Annotated in this window: 19 protein-coding genes; 8 read left to right on the top strand and 11 right to left on the bottom strand. The window is 61.3% G+C overall.

Annotated features, from left to right (window positions below; genetic code table 11):
• Nucleotides 1–177: 177 nt before the first annotated feature.
• Both glnL and ntrC read left to right on the top strand, forming a co-directional pair.
• A complete protein-coding gene (gene glnL / locus DNK50_RS05270; protein WP_099583861.1) occupies nt 178–1,263 on the top strand; it encodes a nitrogen regulation protein NR(II) in 1,086 nt (361 codons plus the stop codon).
• A complete protein-coding gene (gene ntrC / locus DNK50_RS05265; RefSeq protein WP_048723367.1) occupies nt 1,260–2,696 on the top strand; it encodes a nitrogen regulation protein NR(I) in 1,437 nt (478 codons plus the stop codon). The genes glnL and ntrC overlap by 4 nt, the downstream gene beginning before the upstream one ends.
• Before the next feature lie 374 nt (nt 2,697–3,070).
• Here the strand turns inward: ntrC and DNK50_RS05255 are convergent, their stop codons facing one another.
• Nucleotides 3,071–3,511, bottom strand: a complete 441-nt coding sequence (locus DNK50_RS05255) for a hypothetical protein (RefSeq protein ID WP_112193024.1) — start codon at nt 3,509–3,511, stop codon at nt 3,071–3,073.
• Here DNK50_RS05255 and DNK50_RS05250 point away from each other — a divergent pair.
• Nucleotides 3,510–3,965 (top strand): tRNA (cytidine(34)-2'-O)-methyltransferase, encoded by a 456-nt coding sequence (locus DNK50_RS05250; protein ID WP_010563141.1) that lies wholly within the window; start codon nt 3,510–3,512, stop codon nt 3,963–3,965. The genes DNK50_RS05255 and DNK50_RS05250 overlap by 2 nt on opposite strands.
• 140 nt (nt 3,966–4,105) lie before the next feature.
• Here the strand turns inward: DNK50_RS05250 and secB are convergent, their stop codons facing one another.
• The 3 genes from secB to DNK50_RS05235 are packed head-to-tail and all read right to left on the bottom strand — an operon-like array spanning nt 4,106 to nt 5,297.
• Nucleotides 4,106–4,585 carry a protein-export chaperone SecB gene (gene secB, locus DNK50_RS05245; protein WP_112193023.1) on the bottom strand — a complete coding sequence of 160 codons (480 nt, stop codon included), beginning with the start codon at nt 4,583–4,585 and terminating at the stop codon, nt 4,106–4,108.
• A gap of 42 nt (nt 4,586–4,627) precedes the next feature.
• Complete coding sequence (grxC, locus tag DNK50_RS05240) at nt 4,628–4,882, bottom strand: glutaredoxin 3 (protein ID WP_033896917.1); 255 nt, start codon at nt 4,880–4,882, stop codon at nt 4,628–4,630.
• 1 nt (nt 4,883) lies between these two features.
• Nucleotides 4,884–5,297 carry a rhodanese-like domain-containing protein gene (locus DNK50_RS05235; RefSeq protein ID WP_032890134.1) on the bottom strand — a complete coding sequence of 138 codons (414 nt, stop codon included), beginning with the start codon at nt 5,295–5,297 and terminating at the stop codon, nt 4,884–4,886.
• A gap of 151 nt (nt 5,298–5,448) precedes the next feature.
• Here DNK50_RS05235 and gpmI point away from each other — a divergent pair, with 151 nt between their 5' ends.
• The 5 genes from gpmI to DNK50_RS05210 all read left to right on the top strand — a co-directional run bounded on the left by gpmI (nt 5,449) and on the right by DNK50_RS05210 (nt 12,016).
• A complete protein-coding gene (gene gpmI / locus DNK50_RS05230; RefSeq protein ID WP_112193022.1) occupies nt 5,449–6,975 on the top strand; it encodes a 2,3-bisphosphoglycerate-independent phosphoglycerate mutase in 1,527 nt (508 codons plus the stop codon).
• Between the two features lie 259 nt (nt 6,976–7,234).
• On the top strand, nt 7,235–8,530 hold the full coding sequence (locus DNK50_RS05225) for a murein hydrolase activator EnvC (RefSeq protein WP_112193021.1): 1,296 nt from the start codon (nt 7,235–7,237) through the stop codon (nt 8,528–8,530).
• A 30-nt stretch (nt 8,531–8,560) separates the two neighbouring features.
• Nucleotides 8,561–9,880: a S41 family peptidase gene (locus tag DNK50_RS05220; protein WP_112193020.1), complete on the top strand. Its 1,320-nt coding sequence runs from the start codon at nt 8,561–8,563 to the stop codon at nt 9,878–9,880.
• Between the two features lies 1 nt (nt 9,881).
• On the top strand, nt 9,882–10,667 hold the full coding sequence (locus DNK50_RS05215) for a divergent polysaccharide deacetylase family protein (protein WP_112193019.1): 786 nt from the start codon (nt 9,882–9,884) through the stop codon (nt 10,665–10,667).
• 71 nt (nt 10,668–10,738) lie between these two features.
• Nucleotides 10,739–12,016 carry a Vps62-related protein gene (locus DNK50_RS05210; RefSeq protein ID WP_256595498.1) on the top strand — a complete coding sequence of 426 codons (1,278 nt, stop codon included), beginning with the start codon at nt 10,739–10,741 and terminating at the stop codon, nt 12,014–12,016.
• On the opposite strand, the gene DNK50_RS05205 is transcribed toward DNK50_RS05210, so the two are convergent.
• The 7 genes from DNK50_RS05205 to DNK50_RS05175 form a co-directional block, all read right to left on the bottom strand.
• Nucleotides 11,997–12,752, bottom strand: a complete 756-nt coding sequence (locus DNK50_RS05205; RefSeq protein ID WP_099583868.1) for an ABC transporter substrate-binding protein — start codon at nt 12,750–12,752, stop codon at nt 11,997–11,999. The genes DNK50_RS05210 and DNK50_RS05205 overlap by 20 nt on opposite strands.
• A 66-nt stretch (nt 12,753–12,818) precedes the next feature.
• Nucleotides 12,819–13,589 carry an imidazole glycerol phosphate synthase subunit HisF gene (gene hisF / locus DNK50_RS05200; RefSeq protein ID WP_003171107.1) on the bottom strand — a complete coding sequence of 257 codons (771 nt, stop codon included), beginning with the start codon at nt 13,587–13,589 and terminating at the stop codon, nt 12,819–12,821.
• A gap of 9 nt (nt 13,590–13,598) precedes the next feature.
• Nucleotides 13,599–14,336 (bottom strand): 1-(5-phosphoribosyl)-5-[(5-phosphoribosylamino)methylideneamino]imidazole-4-carboxamide isomerase, encoded by a 738-nt coding sequence (gene hisA, locus DNK50_RS05195; protein ID WP_048723388.1) that lies wholly within the window; start codon nt 14,334–14,336, stop codon nt 13,599–13,601.
• 39 nt (nt 14,337–14,375) lie between these two features.
• Nucleotides 14,376–14,633, bottom strand: coding sequence for a DUF2164 domain-containing protein (locus tag DNK50_RS05190; RefSeq protein WP_112193018.1), 258 nt, complete (start codon nt 14,631–14,633; stop codon nt 14,376–14,378).
• On the bottom strand, nt 14,634–15,272 hold the full coding sequence (gene hisH, locus DNK50_RS05185) for an imidazole glycerol phosphate synthase subunit HisH (protein WP_112193017.1): 639 nt from the start codon (nt 15,270–15,272) through the stop codon (nt 14,634–14,636). It lies immediately after the preceding gene.
• Nucleotides 15,272–15,865 (bottom strand): imidazoleglycerol-phosphate dehydratase HisB, encoded by a 594-nt coding sequence (hisB, locus tag DNK50_RS05180; RefSeq protein ID WP_003218037.1) that lies wholly within the window; start codon nt 15,863–15,865, stop codon nt 15,272–15,274. The genes hisH and hisB overlap by 1 nt, the downstream gene beginning before the upstream one ends.
• A gap of 214 nt (nt 15,866–16,079) precedes the next feature.
• Nucleotides 16,080–17,741, bottom strand: coding sequence for an OFA family MFS transporter (locus tag DNK50_RS05175; RefSeq protein ID WP_112193016.1), 1,662 nt, complete (start codon nt 17,739–17,741; stop codon nt 16,080–16,082).
• Nucleotides 17,742–17,870: the final 129 nt, after the last annotated feature.

The following is a 17,870-nucleotide window of genomic DNA, read 5'->3' as shown; positions in this document are numbered from 1 at the left end:
GTCCAGCCCATTTTGGTTCGAAACTTCCCGCGCAGGCTGGCAGAACGCCACAGTTTCGCGCCTCAAACCCCTATTTCAAGGCTTTAACGCTTCTTTTCGGAGCCTTGGTTTGGTTTTTGCATTTTCCTTGTATCAGCGTGTGCCTCAAGCCCGCGCCTTGCTCCAAAAGAGGTCCTGATGACCATCAGCGATGCACTGCACCGTTTGCTACTCGACAACCTGACCACCGCGACCATCCTGCTCAATGACGATTTGCGTCTTGAGTACATGAACCCGGCGGCGGAAATGCTCCTGGCCATCAGCGGCCAGCGCAGCCATGGGCAGTTCATCAGCGAGCTGTTCACCGAGTCGGCCGAAGCCTTGAGCTCGTTGCGCCAGGCCGTGGAGCAGGCACACCCGTTCACCAAGCGCGAAGCGATGCTCACGGCGCTTACGGGCCAGACGCTGACTGTCGACTACGCCGTGACCCCGATCCTGAGCAACGGCACTACCTTGCTGCTGCTCGAAGTGCATCCGCGTGATCGCCTGCTGCGCATCACCAAAGAGGAAGCACAGTTGTCCAAGCAGGAAACCAGCAAGATGCTGGTGCGCGGCCTCGCCCACGAGATCAAGAACCCGTTGGGCGGCATCCGTGGCGCAGCGCAGTTGCTGGCCCGCGAGCTGCCGGAGGAGCACCTCAAGGACTACACCAACGTCATCATCGAAGAAGCCGACCGCCTGCGTAACCTGGTGGACCGCATGCTCGGTTCCAACAAGCTGCCGTCCCTGGCGATGACCAACGTGCACGAGGTGCTGGAGCGCGTCTGCCAACTGGTCGACGCCGAGAGCCAGGGCTGCATCACCCTGGTGCGCGACTACGACCCAAGCATTCCTGACGTGTTGATCGACCGCGAGCAGATGATCCAGGCGGTGCTCAATATCGTGCGCAACGCGATGCAGGCCATCAGCAGCCAGAACGAACTGCGCCTGGGCCGCATCAGCCTGCGTACCCGCGCCCTGCGCCAGTTCACCATCGGCCACGTGCGCCATCGTCTGGTGACCAAGGTCGAGATCATCGATAACGGCCCGGGCATTCCTGTGGAACTGCAGGAAACCATTTTCTTTCCCATGGTCAGCGGCCGCCCGGACGGTACCGGGCTGGGCCTGGCCATTACCCAGAACATCATCAGCCAGCATCAGGGCTTGATCGAGTGTGAGAGCCATCCGGGTCACACCACGTTCTCGATCTTTCTGCCACTGGAACAAGGAGCCCCTTCGACATGAGCCGTAGTGAAACCGTCTGGATCGTCGATGACGACCGTTCCATCCGCTGGGTCCTCGAGAAAGCCTTGCAACAGGAAGGCATGACCACCCAGAGCTTCGATAGCGCCGATGGCGTGATGAGCCGCCTGGCGCGCCAGCAGCCCGACGTGATCATCTCCGACATCCGCATGCCCGGCGCCAGCGGCCTGGACCTGTTGGCCCGGATTCGCGAGCAGCACCCGCGCCTGCCGGTAATCATCATGACCGCGCACTCGGACCTGGACAGCGCTGTCGCGTCCTACCAGGGCGGTGCGTTTGAATACCTGCCCAAGCCGTTTGACGTGGACGAGGCCGTCGCGCTGGTCAAGCGCGCCAACCAGCACGCCCAGGAACAGCAGAACCAGGAAGCCCCACCGGCCCTGACCCGCACCCCGGAAATCATCGGTGAAGCACCGGCGATGCAGGAAGTGTTTCGCGCCATCGGGCGCTTGAGCCACTCCAACATCACCGTGCTGATCAACGGCGAGTCGGGTACCGGTAAAGAGCTGGTGGCCCATGCCCTGCACCGTCACAGCCCACGGGCGGCGTCGCCGTTTATCGCATTGAACATGGCGGCGATTCCCAAAGACTTGATGGAATCCGAGCTGTTCGGCCACGAAAAAGGCGCGTTTACCGGCGCGGCCAACCTGCGTCGCGGCCGCTTCGAACAGGCCGACGGCGGCACCTTGTTCCTCGATGAGATCGGCGACATGCCGGCCGATACCCAGACCCGGCTGCTGCGCGTACTGGCGGACGGCGAGTTCTACCGCGTCGGCGGCCACACGCCGGTCAAGGTTGATGTACGCATCATCGCGGCGACCCACCAGAACCTCGAAACCCTGGTGCATGCGGGCAAGTTCCGTGAGGACTTGTTCCACCGCCTCAACGTGATCCGTATCCACATTCCACGCATGTCGGACCGCCGCGAGGACATCCCGACCCTCGCCCGCCACTTCCTCAGCCGCGCCGCCCAGGAGCTGGCCGTCGAGCCGAAGCTGCTCAAAAGCGAAACCGAGGAATACCTGAAAAACCTGCCGTGGCCAGGCAACGTGCGCCAGTTGGAGAACACCTGCCGCTGGATAACCGTGATGGCGTCCGGGCGCGAAGTGCATATCAGCGACCTGCCACCGGAGCTGTTGAGCCTGCCGCAAGACTCTGCCCCCGTGACCAACTGGGAACAAGCGCTGCGCCAATGGGCCGACCAGGCGTTGGCGCGCGGCCAGTCGAACCTGCTGGACAGCGCCGTGCCGGCGTTTGAGCGGATCATGATTGAGACTGCGTTGAAGCACACTGCCGGCCGCCGCCGCGACGCTGCTGTGTTGCTCGGTTGGGGCCGTAACACCCTGACACGCAAGATCAAGGAGTTGGGGATGAAGGTAGATGGTGGGGATGATGACGAGGGCGACGACGCCTGATTCTGGACCTCACCACTATCCAATGTGGGAGGGGAGCCCCCTCCCACACTTGCAATCTGGTTTCGGGGCTGTGCACCGCTTCAATGCACCATGAACCGGCATTGGGCACGGGTCAGATACCTGAAACACCGCTATCGCTGAAAAACTCTCGCCAGCCGAAACCACCAAAGCCCCGTATTCCGGGGCTTTGCGCTTTGTGGTGAAATTATTTGGCAAAACTTGACGAGTCTGGCACGCGCCCTGCAATAACCCCAGTACAACCCAGTTTCGGGGACCTTGGTACAGGCAGGCCGAGAATCCCCTCTTTAACACCGAAGCCTTTGGCTTCAACCGTTTTGGGAGCCCTGGTACAGGCAGGCCGGGAACTCCCTCTTTTATTGCTCCTGGAGATGGATCTCCAACCGCCAGCGGTCATCGACCTCCTCCCCCTTCCACTCTCCGCGCAATGGCCGAGCCGCCACCAGGTTCAGCAGCAGGCCGCCATCGGTCTTGCGCACGCGCCAGTTCACGTCTTTGTCGTTGACCTTGAGTTGCCCGGTACCGGCCTTGCCTTGGGCGTCAAACAGCAACGCCACGGTGCCATCGATATGCTCGCCGTGCAGCTTGGGTTCGCTGTTGAACCACACCACGACGCCGTCCGCGGTCGTTTCCACCTGTTGCAGTTCGACCGGGTCCGCCGTGGTCAGGCGGCCGATCATCAGGCCCACCATCAGGCCGACAATCGCCAGCGAGCCCATGACTCTTGGCAATAGCTTCGGTCTTGGGTCTTCTTCAGGGGTAGAATGCAGCGCATCTTTGCCTTCGGAGCCGTGCATGTTTCACGTCATCCTTTTTCAACCAGAAATTCCGCCGAATACCGGCAACGTTATCAGGCTGTGCGCCAACAGTGGCTGCCACCTGCATTTGATCGAGCCCCTGGGCTTCGACATGGACGACAAGCGCCTGCGTCGTGCCGGGCTGGACTACCACGAGTACGCTACGCTCCAGCGTCACGCCGACTTGGCCAGCTGCCTGGAAAGCCTGGGGCATCCACGGTTGTTCGCGTTCACCACCAAAGGTTCGCGGCCATTCCATGATGCCAGCTTTGCCGAGGGCGATGCCTTCCTGTTCGGCCCGGAAAGCCGTGGCCTGCCGGCCGAGGTACTCGATGCCCTGCCCGACGGCCATCGCCTGCGCCTGCCGATGCGCGAGGGCTGCCGCAGCCTGAACCTGTCCAACACCGTGGCCGTCGCTGTTTACGAAGGCTGGCGCCAGCTCGGCTTCAAGTAACACACATAACAAATGTGGGAGGGGGCTTGCCCCCGATGGCGGTAATCCGTAGCAGCTGCCGAGCCTTGGCGAGGCAGCTGCTACACACCGCTATCGGGGGCAAGCCCCCTCCCACATTGGGTTCTGCGTCGGGTTCGAGATTACTGAACCGTCGGCGCGCCTTCCGATTGCATGCGCTGCAGCTCTTGAGCATACAGGGCATCAAAGTTCACCGGTGCCAGCATCAGCGCCGGGAACGAGCCACGGGTGACCAGGCTGTCCAGGGTCTCACGGGCATACGGGAACAGGATGTTCGGGCAGAACGCACCCAGGGTGTGGCTCATGGACGCTTCGTCCAGGCCCTGGATCAGGAAGATACCGGCCTGTTGCACTTCAGCGATGAAGGCCACTTCTTCGCCGTTCTTGACCGTGACCGACAGGGTCAGCACGACTTCGTGGAAGTCGCCTTCCAATGCTTTTTGACGGGTGTTCAGGTCCAACGCAACGCTTGGGGTCCATTCCTGGCGGAAGATGGCCGGGCTTTTCGGCGCTTCGAACGACAGGTCACGCACGTAGATACGCTGCAGCGAGAACTGTGGGCCTTGAGCTTCTGCTGCTTCGGTGTTCTGTTGGTCAGTCATCGCAGATCCTTCTTGATCTTGGGGTCTTTTAGGGTTTAGGAGTCAGACGAGCAGCAGCGCATCGAGTTTACCGGCGCGCTCCAGGGCAAACAGGTCGTCGCAACCACCGATGTGCCTGGCGCCGATCCAGATCTGCGGCACGGACGTGCGCCCCGCCTTCTGGGCCATTTCGGCGCGCACCTGGGGCTTGCCGTCGACCTTGATCTCTTCGAAGGCAACGCCCTTCTTCTCCAGCAAGGCCTTGGCCCGCATGCAGTAAGGGCACCAATCGCTGGAATACACGACAACCTGGCTCATATCACTTCACCAGCGGCAGGTTATCGGCGCGCCAGCTGCTGATGCCACCGGACAGCTTGGCGGCGGTGAAACCGGTCTTGAGCATTTCGCGGGCGTGGGTGCCGGCGTGCTGGCCCTGGGCGTCGACCAGGATGATGGTCTTGGCCTTGTGCTTTTCCAGCTCGGCCAGGCGCGCAATCAGCTTGTCCTGTGGAATGTTCAGGGCACCGACGATATGGCCGGCAGCGAATTCCTTGGCGGGGCGGATATCCACCACGATGGCCTCATCCTTGTTGACCAGTGCGGTCAGCTCCGATGTGCTCAGGCTGCGGCCACCACGGCTCAATTCGTGAGCGATCAGCAGCGCCAGCAGGATGACGAAGGCACCCACGAGCAGATAGTGGGCAGTGGCAAATGCAATCAGGTGATCAACCATCAAGGAGGTTCCAGGGCGTTAAAATGGCGGTAAGTATACACAGCCGTCAGGGGGGGCCAACCCCCGTAAAGCGGTGACGTGGTCGGAACTTCGCTTTAAACTGCCACTCACTTTTCAATTGCCTTCCTTTATTACCGCCGCGAGAGGATCTATGACTACCACGCCTAAACCTTTGGTCCTGATAATTCTCGATGGCTTTGGACACAGTGAAAGCCACCACGACAACGCCGTGTACGCGGCCAAGAAGCCTGTACTGGACCGCCTGACCGGCAGCGTCCCCAACGGCCTGATCTCCGGCTCGGGCATGGACGTTGGCCTGCCGGACGGCCAGATGGGCAACTCGGAAGTCGGCCACATGAACCTCGGCGCCGGACGAGTGGTATATCAGGACTTCACCCGTGTGACCAAAGCGATCCGCGACGGCGAGTTCTTCGAGAACCCGACCATCTGCGCCGCGGTAGATAAAGCAGTGGCCGCCGGCAAGGCCGTGCATTTCATGGGCCTGCTGTCGGACGGCGGCGTACACAGCCATCAGGACCACTTGGTGGCCATGGCCGAGCTGGCCTTCAAGCGCGGCGCCGACAAGATCTATCTGCACGCCTTCCTAGACGGTCGCGACACGCCGCCGAAAAGCGCGCAATCCTCCATCGAACTGCTGGACACCACCTTCGCCGCCCTGGGCAAGGGCCGTATCGCGAGCATCGTCGGCCGTTACTTCGCCATGGACCGCGACAACCGCTGGGACCGCGTGTCCCAGGCCTACAACCTGATCGTCGACGGCCAGGCCGAATTCAACGCCGCCACCGCCCAGGAAGGCCTGGAAGCCGCCTACGCCCGCGGTGAGAGCGATGAATTCGTCAAAGCCACCACCATCGGCGAGCCGGTGAAAGTTGCAGACGGCGACGCCGTAGTGTTCATGAACTTCCGCGCCGACCGCGCCCGCGAGCTGAGCCGCGTGTTTGTCGAAGACGGCTTCAGCGAGTTCGAACGCGCCCGCCAGCCAAAAGTGCACTACGTCGGCCTGACCCAATACGCGGCCAGCATCCCGGCCCCCGCCGCGTTTGCTCCGGGCAGCCTGGACAACGTACTGGGTGATTACCTGGCGAAAAACGGCAAGACCCAACTGCGCATCGCCGAAACCGAAAAATACGCCCACGTGACCTTCTTCTTCTCGGGCGGGCGTGAAGAACCGTTCCCCGGCGAAGAGCGCATCCTGATCCCGTCGCCAAAAGTCGCCACCTACGACCTGCAACCGGAAATGAGCGCGCCGGAAGTCACCGACAAGATCGTCGACGCCATTGAGCACCAGCGCTACGACGTAATAGTGGTCAACTACGCCAACGGCGACATGGTCGGCCACAGCGGTAACCTGGAAGCCGCGACCAAGGCCGTGGAATGCCTGGACCTGTGCGTCGGCCGCATCGTCGACGCCCTGGAAAAGGTCGGCGGCGAAGCGCTGATCACCGCCGACCACGGCAACTGTGAACAGATGTCCGACGAATCCACCGGCCAGGCACACACGGCCCACACCACCGAGCCGGTGCCGTTCATCTATGTCGGCAAGCGCGATTTCAAAGTGCGTGACGGCGGCGTGCTGGCGGATGTGGCGCCGACCATGTTGATGCTGATGGGGCTCGATAAGCCGGTTGAGATGACGGGCACTTCGATCTTGGTCTGACGTCAGCCTCACTGAAAATCAGTGTGGGAGGGGGCTTGCCCCCGATAGCGGAGTATCAGTTTGCAGCTATGTCGACTGGTACACCGCCATCGGGGGCAAGCCCCCTCCCACATTTTGATCCTCTGGGTTTGGTAGATGTCTTTTTGCCATACCACCGCCACTCGGCACCTATCTTGCCCGCCAGCCCGAATTGGGCGTTTTTTTTGCTGCGCTTGGCGGGCATACTAGGCCGTCCCTTTCCCTGGTGTCGCCCGCCTCTATGCTTCGCGCCTTGATTACCCTTGCTCTTGTCTGCCTGCTCCAACCGGCGTTTGCCGACGAGCGTGCACAAACCCAACAACAGTTGGACGCTACGCGTCAGGACATTACCGAGCTGAAAAAACTGCTTGGCAAGCTCCAGGAAGAAAAATCCGGGGTGCAGAAAGACCTGCGCGGTACTGAAACCGAAATGGGCAAGCTGGAGAAGCAGGTCCAGGAGCTGCAAAAGGAACTAAAGAAGAGCGAGTCGGAACTGGAGCGACTCGACGCTGAGAAAAAAAAACTCCAGAGCGCACGCGTTGAACAGCAACGCCTGATCGCGATCCAGGCCCGCGCCGCCTACCAGAGCGGCCGCCAGGAATACCTCAAGCTGCTGCTCAACCAGCAGAACCCCGAGAAATTCGCGCGCACCCTGACCTACTACGACTACTTGAGCAAGGCCCGCCTGGAGCAACTTAAAAGCTTCAACGAGACGCTGCGCCAGTTGGTCAACGTGGAACAGGAAATTGCCAACCAGCAGTCGCAGTTGCAGGATCAGAAACTCGCCCTGGACACTCAGCGCAACGAACTCGACAAGGTCCGCAAGGAGCGTCAACTGGCACTGGCCAAGCTCAACGACGACGTGAAGGCCCGTGACGCCAAGCTACAGGCCCGCGAGCAGGACCAGGCCGACCTGGGCAAAGTCCTCAAGACCATCGAGGAAACCCTGGCACGCCAGGCACGCGAGGCTGAAGAGGCGCGGCAAAAAGCGCTGATCGCCCAGCAGGAAGCCGAAAAAAAGCGCCAGCGTGAGGCCGAACTGGCAGCCACCACAGACGCTCCGGCCCCCCGTAAACCGGCGCATGCAGCGCCTGGCCCGCTGGTTTCCAGCGCCGGCGAATCCTTCGGCGGCCCTTTTGCTTCAGCGCGGGGCAAACTTCCATGGCCAGTTGATGGTCGATTACTGGCACGCTTCGGTGAAACCCGTGGTGATGACACCCGCGCCAAGTGGGATGGCGTGATGATCAGCGCCTCCGCCGGCAGCCAGGTCCACGCTGTCCACGGTGGGCGCGTGGTGTTTGCCGATTGGCTGCGGGGCGCCGGTTTGTTGGTGATTCTCGACCACGGTAATGGCTATTTGAGCCTTTACGGCCACAATCAGACTTTACTCAAGTCGGCAGGTGATGTTGTAAAAGCCGGTGAATCCATCTCCACTGTCGGTAACAGTGGTGGCCAGGACACCCCGGCGCTGTACTTCGCTATTCGTCAGCAGGGTCGCCCGAGCGATCCCGCACAATGGTGCCGTTCCCAAGGATAGGGCCGCATCTACATTAGGAGTTCGTTCGACATGCTGCATTTGTCCCGCCTCACTTCGCTGGCCCTGACGATCGCCCTGGTGATCGGCGCGCCTCTGGCTTTCGCCGACCAGGCCGCTCCGGCTGCACCTGCCGCCAGCTCTGCCGCGACCACCAAGGCACCGTTGCCGCTGGACGAGCTGCGTACCTTCGCGGAGGTCATGGACCGGATCAAGGCAGCCTATGTCGAACCCGTAGACGACAAGACCCTGCTGGAGAATGCCATCAAGGGCATGCTCAGCAACCTCGACCCGCACTCCGCCTACCTGGGCCCTGAAGATTTCGCCGAGCTGCAGGAAAGCACCAGCGGTGAATTCGGCGGCCTGGGCATTGAAGTCGGCGCCGAGGACGGCAACGTCAAAGTGGTGTCCCCCATCGACGATACCCCGGCGTCCAAGGCCGGTATCCAGGCTGGCGACTTTATCGTCAAGATCAACGGCCAGCCGACACGTGGCCAGACCATGACCGAAGCCGTCGACAAGATGCGCGGCAAGATCGGCCAGAAAATCACCCTGACCCTGGTACGCGACGGCGGCAACCCATTCGACGTGACACTCACCCGCGCGACCATCGTGGTCAAGAGCGTGAAGAGCCAGCTGCTGGAGTCGGGCTACGGTTACATCCGCATCACCCAATTCCAGGTCAAGACCGGCGACGAAGTAGCCAAGGCCCTGGCCAAGCTGCGCAAGGACAATGGCAAAAAACTCAACGGCATCGTCCTCGACCTGCGCAACAACCCAGGCGGCGTGCTGCAGTCGGCGGTGGAAGTGGTCGACCACTTCATCACCAAAGGCCTGATCGTCTACACCAAGGGCCGTATCGCCAATTCCGAGCTGCGTTTCTCGGCCACCGGCAACGACCTCAGCGAGAACGTGCCATTGGCCGTGCTGATCAACGGCGGCAGCGCCTCGGCCTCGGAAATCGTCGCCGGCGCCCTGCAAGACCAGAAACGCGGCGTGCTGATGGGCACTACCAGCTTCGGCAAAGGCTCGGTGCAGACTGTGCTTCCGCTGAACAATGACCGCGCACTGAAGATCACCACCGCGCTGTACTACACGCCGAATGGCCGTTCGATCCAGGCCCAGGGCATCGTGCCGGACATCGAAGTGCGCAAGGCCAAGATCACTAACGAGATCGACAGCGAGTACTACAAGGAGGCCGACCTGCAAGGTCACCTGGGCAATGGCAACGGCGGCGCCGACCAGCCGACCGGCAGCAGCAAGAAAGCCAAGCCGATGCCGCAGGACGACGATTACCAGCTGGCCCAGGCGCTGAGCCTGCTCAAAGGCCTGAGCATTACGCGCAGCCGTTGATATGCGTTTTGCCCTGATCATCGCTGTGCTGTGCAGCCTGGCAGGGGTCGCCCAAGCGGCCCCTGCCAGCGAATCCCACAAAGCCTACCTGACCCTCATCATCGACGACCTCGGGCAAAACCTGCCCCGGGATCGGCGCGTGCTGGCCCTGCCGGGCCCGGTCACCACGGCGATCATGCCCGACACACCCCACGCCGCCGAATTCGCCCGCGAAGCGCACAAGGCCGGCAAAATCGTAATCCTGCACATGCCCATGGACCCAGCCACCGGCCCGTTCGCCTGGCACCCTGAGCTGCCCATCGAAGAACTCGGCAAGCGTCTGGACGCCGCATTCAACGCCGTGCCCTACACCGCCGGCATCAACAACCACATGGGCAGCCGCATGACCGCGCAACCGGCCGCCATGGCCTGGCTGATGGCGGAGCTGCAACGGCGCAACAAGTTCTTCGTCGACAGCCGCACCAGCGCGCAGACCGTGGCCGCCGCCGAGGCGCAGAAGATCGGGCTGGCGCATGTTTCGCGGGATGTGTTCCTTGATGACGAACGCACCGAAGCAGCGATCACCGCGCAACTGCAAACCGCAATCAAGCTGGCGCACAAGCAGGGTTCGGCGGTGATGATCGGGCACCCTTACCCACAGACCCTGGCGGTGCTGGAGCGCGAATTGCCCAAGCTCAAGGCCCAAGGCGTGGAGTGGATTGATATCAAGTTGATGATCAGTGTGCGCAGTAATCAGGCCATGAGCGGACACGGAAAAAACGGTACCTACCAACCGGTGCGCAAGTAAGTACCACATAGGACGTAGTTGCTCCTGAATAGTAGACCTTTACGGCCTACACTTTCAGGACGCGACACGCCATGGACTCTATCTGCTACTCAAACCTGCTGATCAACTTCACCAGCGAATTCACGCCACTCTGGAACGATAAAGGCGCCGGCAGCACAAAGCCTGTCAGCTTCTGGCGACCCGTAGCGTCGTCGGACTTTTTGAATGGTTTCTACCCCCTCGGGGACCTGGCGGTTGGCAACTACGACAACATCAACCGAAAACGCATCGTCGCAGTGGCCAGTGAAGCGCCACTAATCCCCGGGGCGCCTCGCCTGGAAAAGGCTCTGAGCGCGCCCGTGGAGTATGAATTGATCTGGAATGATTCCGGCTCCCGCGCTCATACCGATGGTGCCATCTGGCGACCGATTCCACCCGAAGGCTATGTGGCGCTGGGGCTGGTGTGCGGCACCGGCCACGACAAACCATCGCGCAACGCCATTCGTTGCGTACGAGCAGACTTGGTCATCGCCTCCTACATCAGCGACCTGATCTGGAACGATAGGGGCAGCGGAGCCCAGAAGGATTTCAGCGCCTGGAGCATTTCACCGCCTGGCGCCGCCTCCGGGGAGGCGTACTTTTCGGCAGGTACCTTTGTCGGCGCCGACAGCTACACCAAACCGTCAACCCATGTCGCCGCCTACTCTCTGCGCATGCAAATCCGGCAGACCGTCAGCTCCGCTCCACCAGCGCCGGCGCTACCCGATTACCGGCAGCCCTCGCCGTTCGAAGCGGCGCACATCACCCATACCTGTGAGATCCCGTGGTTTACGGTGAAGGACCCCAACCTGCGCCCGGCCGAACAGTTGTTCACCTCACCCACCTATCGCCTGGAACGAACGGATCGCTATGTGCTGGTCGGCTTCGGACACAACAAGACGTCAATCAACCAGACCTTCAAATGGACTGCTACCCGTGGAGAGAATGGTGGAAAATCCAAGACACTTACCGAAACAACATCCATCGAAGTTGGCGGTGAGTGGCAGTTCAATCTTTGGGGCACGTCGATCATGTTTTCAGCCAAGTTAAGCAAAGGCCTTACCCACACCGAAACCTCATCCAGCGGCTGGGTCACCTCGACTGCGTTTGAAATTGCTGCGGCTGTGCCGGCCAACAAGGCAGTGGCGGTCTACCTGATCCAGAGTGACTACCGGCTGCTACGTGAAAACGGCACACAGGTAGCAACCGATGTCAGCTACACCGACGGCGACAGCGTCTATTGGAGTGAATACCCGCCCACCAGAGAATGCCAGGTCACCTGCAACGCATTACCTGAGCCAACAACAAGCACTAGAGGTAGCGCGCCATGATCTGATCGACGACACCGTCCTGACGCAACTGATCCAACGCCGCCTGCAGCTTGGTCACAAGTTCGTCCGGTACGTCCTTGTTCAATGCCAGATAGAGCTGGGCACTGTTGAACCGTAACACCGTCTTGAGCCCGGTCACGCCGACCTGACGCGCCAGGTAACGCCCGGCAGGATCACCCGTGGCCCACAGGTCGATCTGCCCATCCAGCAGCTTTTGCGCGTTGTCCTGGTCGCGTAACACCACCACCGGGTTGAGCCCCTGTTTCTCCAGAGTCTCAGCGATGGCATCGCCCTTGTAAGCGCCGATCTTGTAGCGGCGCGCGTGTTCCAGGTCATCCAGTTGGATCTTGCTGTCGGCCTTGGCCAGCAGCACCCAATCATCCGGGCCGATGGGGCCGACCCACTTGAACAGCGCCTCACGATCCGGCAGGCGCGCCATCACGAAGACGCCATAGCCGGGTTTCTCCAGGGCGAGTTTGTAGATTCGCTCCCAGGGAAAACGCAGGGTGAGGTTGTAGGAAATGCCGGCACGCTTGAAGGTTTCGCGCACGATGTCCACGGCGATGCCTTCGATATTCTCTTCCTTGGCGAAGTTCTTGCCATTTTTCGCCATGTTGTACGGCGGGAAGTTTTCCGTCAGCAACACCAGGGAGGCGTCAGACGGTTCGTTGGCTTGGGCGTTACCGACCATTAACACGCAGGTAGTGGCGAGGGCGAGCAGCAGGTGTTTGAACATGAAAGTTACCGGAATCCATGGCAAGCGCAGAGAGTGCCGCGCGCCTGCCATGCTGTCCAGCAACGTTTAGCGAACGACGATACCGCGCGCCGCCATGTAGGCCTTGGCCTCAGGCACGGTGTATTCGCCAAAGTGAAAAATGCTCGCCGCCAGCACTGCGCTGGCATGGCCTTCGATCACGCCGTCGGCCAGGTGCTGCAGGTTGCCGACACCGCCGGAAGCGATTACCGGAATGCCCAGCGCATCGCTGATAGCACGGGTTACGCCCAGGTCGAAGCCGTTTTTCATGCCGTCCTGGTCCATGCTGGTCAGCAGGATTTCCCCTGCGCCCAGGCCTTCCATCTTCATCGCCCACTCCACCGCGTCCAGCCCGGTGGGCTTGCGACCGCCGTGGGTGAAGATCTCCCAGCGCGGGGTTTCGCCCGGCCCGGAAACTTTCTTGGCGTCGATGGCGACGACGATGCACTGCGAGCCAAAGTGCTGCGCGGCTTCGCCGACGAACTCGGGGTTGAACACGGCGGCGGTGTTGATCGAGACCTTGTCCGCACCGGCGTTGAGCAGGTTGCGGATGTCTTGCACGGTGCGCACGCCACCGCCCACGGTCAGCGGGATGAACACCTGGCTGGCCATGCGCTCAACGGTATGCAGCGTGGTGTCGCGGCCATCGACGCTGGCAGTGATGTCGAGAAAGGTAATCTCGTCGGCACCCTGCTCGTCGTAGCGACGGGCGATTTCCACCGGGTCGCCGGCGTCACGGATGTTCTCGAACTTGACGCCCTTGACCACGCGACCATTGTCGACGTCCAGGCAAGGGATGATGCGTTTGGCCAGCGCCATGGTCAGTCCTCAGCCGTTGTAGGCATCGCAGTAAGCCTGGGCTTCGGCGACGTCCAGGGTACCTTCGTAGATCGCACGGCCGGTGATGGCACCGATGATCCCTGGCGCCTTCGCGTCGAGCAGCGACTTGATGTCGCCCAGGTTGTGAATACCGCCGGAAGCGATCACCGGAATCCTGGTGGCCGCAGCCAGCGCGGCGGTGAACGGTACGTTGCAGCCCTGCATCATGCCGTCTTTGGCGATGTCGGTATAAACGATGGCGGACACGCCGTCGGCTTCGAACTGCTTGGCCAGGTCGATCACTTGGATGGTGCTGATTTCAGCCCAGCCGTCGGTGGCGACGAAACCATCCTTGGCGTCCAGGCCCACGATGACTTTGCCTGGGAACGCGCGGCAGGCTTCAGCAACGAAGGCCGGATCTTTCACAGCCTTGGTGCCGATGATCACGTAGCTCACGCCTGCCTTGACGTAGTGCTCGATGGTTTCCAGGGAGCGGATACCGCCACCGATCTGGATCGGCAGGTTCGGGTAGCGCTTGGCGATGGCGGTAACCACTTCGCCATTGACCGGCTGGCCTTCGAAGGCGCCGTTCAAGTCCACCAGATGCAGACGACGGCAGCCCCCTTCCACCCATTTGGCAGCCATGCTCACCGGGTCATCGGAGAACACTGTGGAGTCTTCCATGCGGCCTTGGCGCAGACGGACGCAAGCGCCGTCCTTGAGATCGATAGCGGGGATAATCAGCATCTGGCAAACCTTATTCGATATTCAGCAATGCTTGGGAAATCAGGGTTTCTCAAGCGACCACAGGTCGCTTTCGATGCTTTCGAACCTTTCTTTAAGGAGCGTCTGCGTGTCGAAAATCGCCCTGTTGTAATAGTGCGGAGCCACTTCGGTGGTAAACAGCTCAAGAATCTCGGCGACCTCGAACGAGCCCAGCCTGAGCTCGAAGCGATCCTCCATGAAGCGCTTGATCTTGAGGGTAGCCTCACTCTCCTGCTCGGGCGTGAGATTCAAGATCGGCGGCTTCGGCTTCCTGGCCATTTACCAGCGCCCGTCCCAGGCGGCGAAGTTCTGCAGCAATTGCAGGCCATGGGTATGGCTCTTCTCAGGGTGGAACTGCACGGCAAAACGCGACCCTTCGGCCAGCGCTGCGGCAAAATCCACGCCGTAGTGCCCGCCACCCACTACCTGGTCCGGTTTACCGGCGGCAATGTAGTAGCTGTGCACAAAGTAGAAACGCGCCATGTCGGGCACTTCGTGCCACAGCGGGTGATCCACCGTCTGGCGGACTTCGTTCCAGCCCATGTGCGGGACTTTCAGGTGTTCGCCGTCTTCATGCAGGTCCTTGCCGAAGAACTTCACCTGGCCGGGAAACAGACCGATGCAGTCGACGCCGTCGTTCTCTTCACTGCTGTCGAGCAAGGCTTGCATGCCCACGCAGATCCCGAGAAACGGACGATCCTGGCTGACTTCGCGCACCAGGCTGTCAAAGCCCAGGCGACGGATCTCGGCCATGCAATCGCGAATCGCACCAACGCCGGGGAACACCACGCGGTCGGCTTCGCGAATCACGTTGGCGTCGCTGGTGATCAGCACCTTGCCGGCGCCCACGTGTTCGAGGGCCTTGGCCACCGAGTGCAGGTTACCCATGCCGTAATCGATAACCGCGACCGTCTGCATTACAGAACGCCCTTGGTCGAGGGCATTTGCCCGGCCATGCGGTCGTCCAGCTCTACAGCCATGCGCAGCGCACGGCCGAAGGCCTTGAACACGGTTTCGATCTGGTGGTGGGTGTTGGTGCCGCGCAGGTTGTCGATGTGCAGGCTGACCAGTGCATGGTTGACGAAGCCCTGGAAGAATTCCTGGAACAGGTCGACGTCGAAGCCGCCCACGGTGGCGCGGGTGTAGGGCACGTGCATCTGCAGGCCTGGGCGGCCAGAGAAGTCGATGACTACGCGCGACAGTGCTTCGTCCAGCGGGACATAGGCATGGCCGTAGCGACGGATGCCTTTTTTGTCGCCGATGGCCTTGGCAAATGCCTGGCCGAGGGTGATGCCTACGTCTTCCACCGTGTGGTGGTCGTCGATATGCAGGTCGCCCTTGCTGACGATATCCAGGTCGATCAGCCCGTGACGGGCGATCTGGTCCAGCATGTGCTCAAGAAAAGGTACACCGATATCAAATCGGGCCTTTCCGGTGCCATCCAGGTTAATCGAGGCTTTGATCTGGGTTTCCAGAGTGTCGCGCTCGACGGACGCCTTACGTTCGGCCATCACCAGCTCCGCAAAATCATTGGGCGAAAAAGGCAGCCATTATAGGGGCGCGGGCGCTAAACAGAAACATCGAAGGGGATAAGACTGATGGAGTGTCGGGGATAGACATGTGCATACATGTGGAGGGGGCTTGCCCCCGACAGCGGCGGATCAGTCATTGCATCATCGACTGAGCCAGCGTTATCGGGGGCAAGCCCCCCTCCCACACTTGATGTTAGTGGAACAACACCGCCGTCTTCTGCAGGGTCACCCACACACCCCACGCCAACGGAATACCCACCACCAGCCAGGCGGCGATCGCCAAAGGCTTGCTGCCAGCGGAGGCTTTCCATTCCAGCACGGTAGTGGCGTCAGCGCCTTTGTCATGGCCCAGCGCTTGCTCGGCGGCCAGTTCAGCGTCGGTCATGAAGTACTTGTCCGCCACCGGACGGACCAGCAGGTTGCAGATAAAGCCCAGCACCAGCAAGCCGGCGAGGATGTACAACGTGATGTCATAGGCCGCAGCACGTTCAACGCCGATGCTCAGTTGATACTCACGCAAGTAGTTCACCAACACCGGGCCCAATACGCCCGCCGCAGCCCAGGCGGTCAAAAGGCGGCCGTGGATCGCGCCGACCATCTGGGTGCCGAACAGATCGGCCAGGTAAGCCGGGACGGTCGCAAAACCGCCGCCGTACATCGACAGGATGACGCAGAACGCCGCCACGAACAGCGCCACGTTGCCCAGGTGACCCAGGTTCGGGATCAGCGCGTACAGGGCAAAGCCCAGGGCGAAGAACACGAAGTAGGTGTTTTTACGGCCCAGGTAGTCGGAGAACGACGCCCAGAAGAACCGGCCACCGATGTTGAACAGGCTCAGCAGACCGGTGAAACCCGCCGCGATTGCCGCGATCGACGCCAGCTGCCCGGCGTCCAGCTGACCGAAGGGCACGTCCACACCCAGCAACTTGCCGCCAAACACTTCCTGCAGCAGCGGCGAAGCCATGCCGAGGATGCCGATACCGGCCGATACGTTCAGGCACAACACCAGCCATACCAGGCGGAATTGCGGGGTTTTCCAGGCCACGTTCACGTGCACGTGACGGTGGGTGATCATCGCATTGCTGGCTTTTTTCGCCGGCGCGGTCCAGCCCTCAGGCTTCCAGCCGGTTGGTGGCACGCGGTAGGACAGTGCGCCGCCGATCATGAACACGAAGTAGATCGCCGCCATCACCAGGAAGCTCTGCCATACGCCCACGCTGGTCGGCGAAGCGAAGTGACCCATCAGCGCCGCGGCCAACGGTGCACCGACCATCGCGCCGCCACCGAAACCCATGATCGCCATGCCGGTGGCCATGCCACGCTTGTCCGGGAACCACTTGATCAGGGTCGACACGGGCGAGATATAGCCCAGGCCCAGGCCGATGCCGCCAATCACGCCGGAGCCGATCCACATCAACCAGATCTGGTGGGTATAGATGCCCAACGCCGAGATCAACAGGCCACCGCACCAGCACAGCGCCGATACAACGCCGGCCTTGCGTGGCCCGGCATGTTCCAGCCAGCCGCCCCAGATCGCTGCCGAGCAGCCCAGGAAGATGAAGAACAGAGTGTAGATCCAGCCCAGCATGGAGATAGGCCAGTCACACTGGGACGAGAAGACTTGGGCGATAAAGCTCATGTCCGGCGCGCAGGCAACCGGCTTGGTGATACCCAGCGCCTTGGACAGCGGCAGCCAGAACACCGAAAAACCGTAGGCCATGCCGATGCAGAGGTGGATGGCCAGGGCGGCCGGTGGAACCAGCCAGCGGTTGAACCCGGGCTTGGCGATGATGCGTTCCTTGGACAGGAACGCCGGCTGTGCGGCGGCAGAACCGGCCACAGTGCTAGTGCTCATTGGTGTTTCCCCCAGTTATTGGTATGCGTCCGTCAGGCGCTCTCCCCCTCGGCCTAGCACGCAGAGCGTGGCCGTTTTTGTTGAGTGAAGCTCCATTTTGGCGCGACGATACGTCGCAGAAGGCGGACG

It is taken from the genome of Pseudomonas sp. LG1E9, from assembly GCF_003290225.1.
In the GTDB taxonomy this organism is placed as follows: Bacteria; Pseudomonadota; Gammaproteobacteria; order Pseudomonadales; family Pseudomonadaceae; genus Aquipseudomonas; species Aquipseudomonas cyclaminis.
The sequence above is the reverse complement of the archived record's forward strand: the minus strand, read 5'-3'. Positions and strand labels throughout refer to the sequence as shown.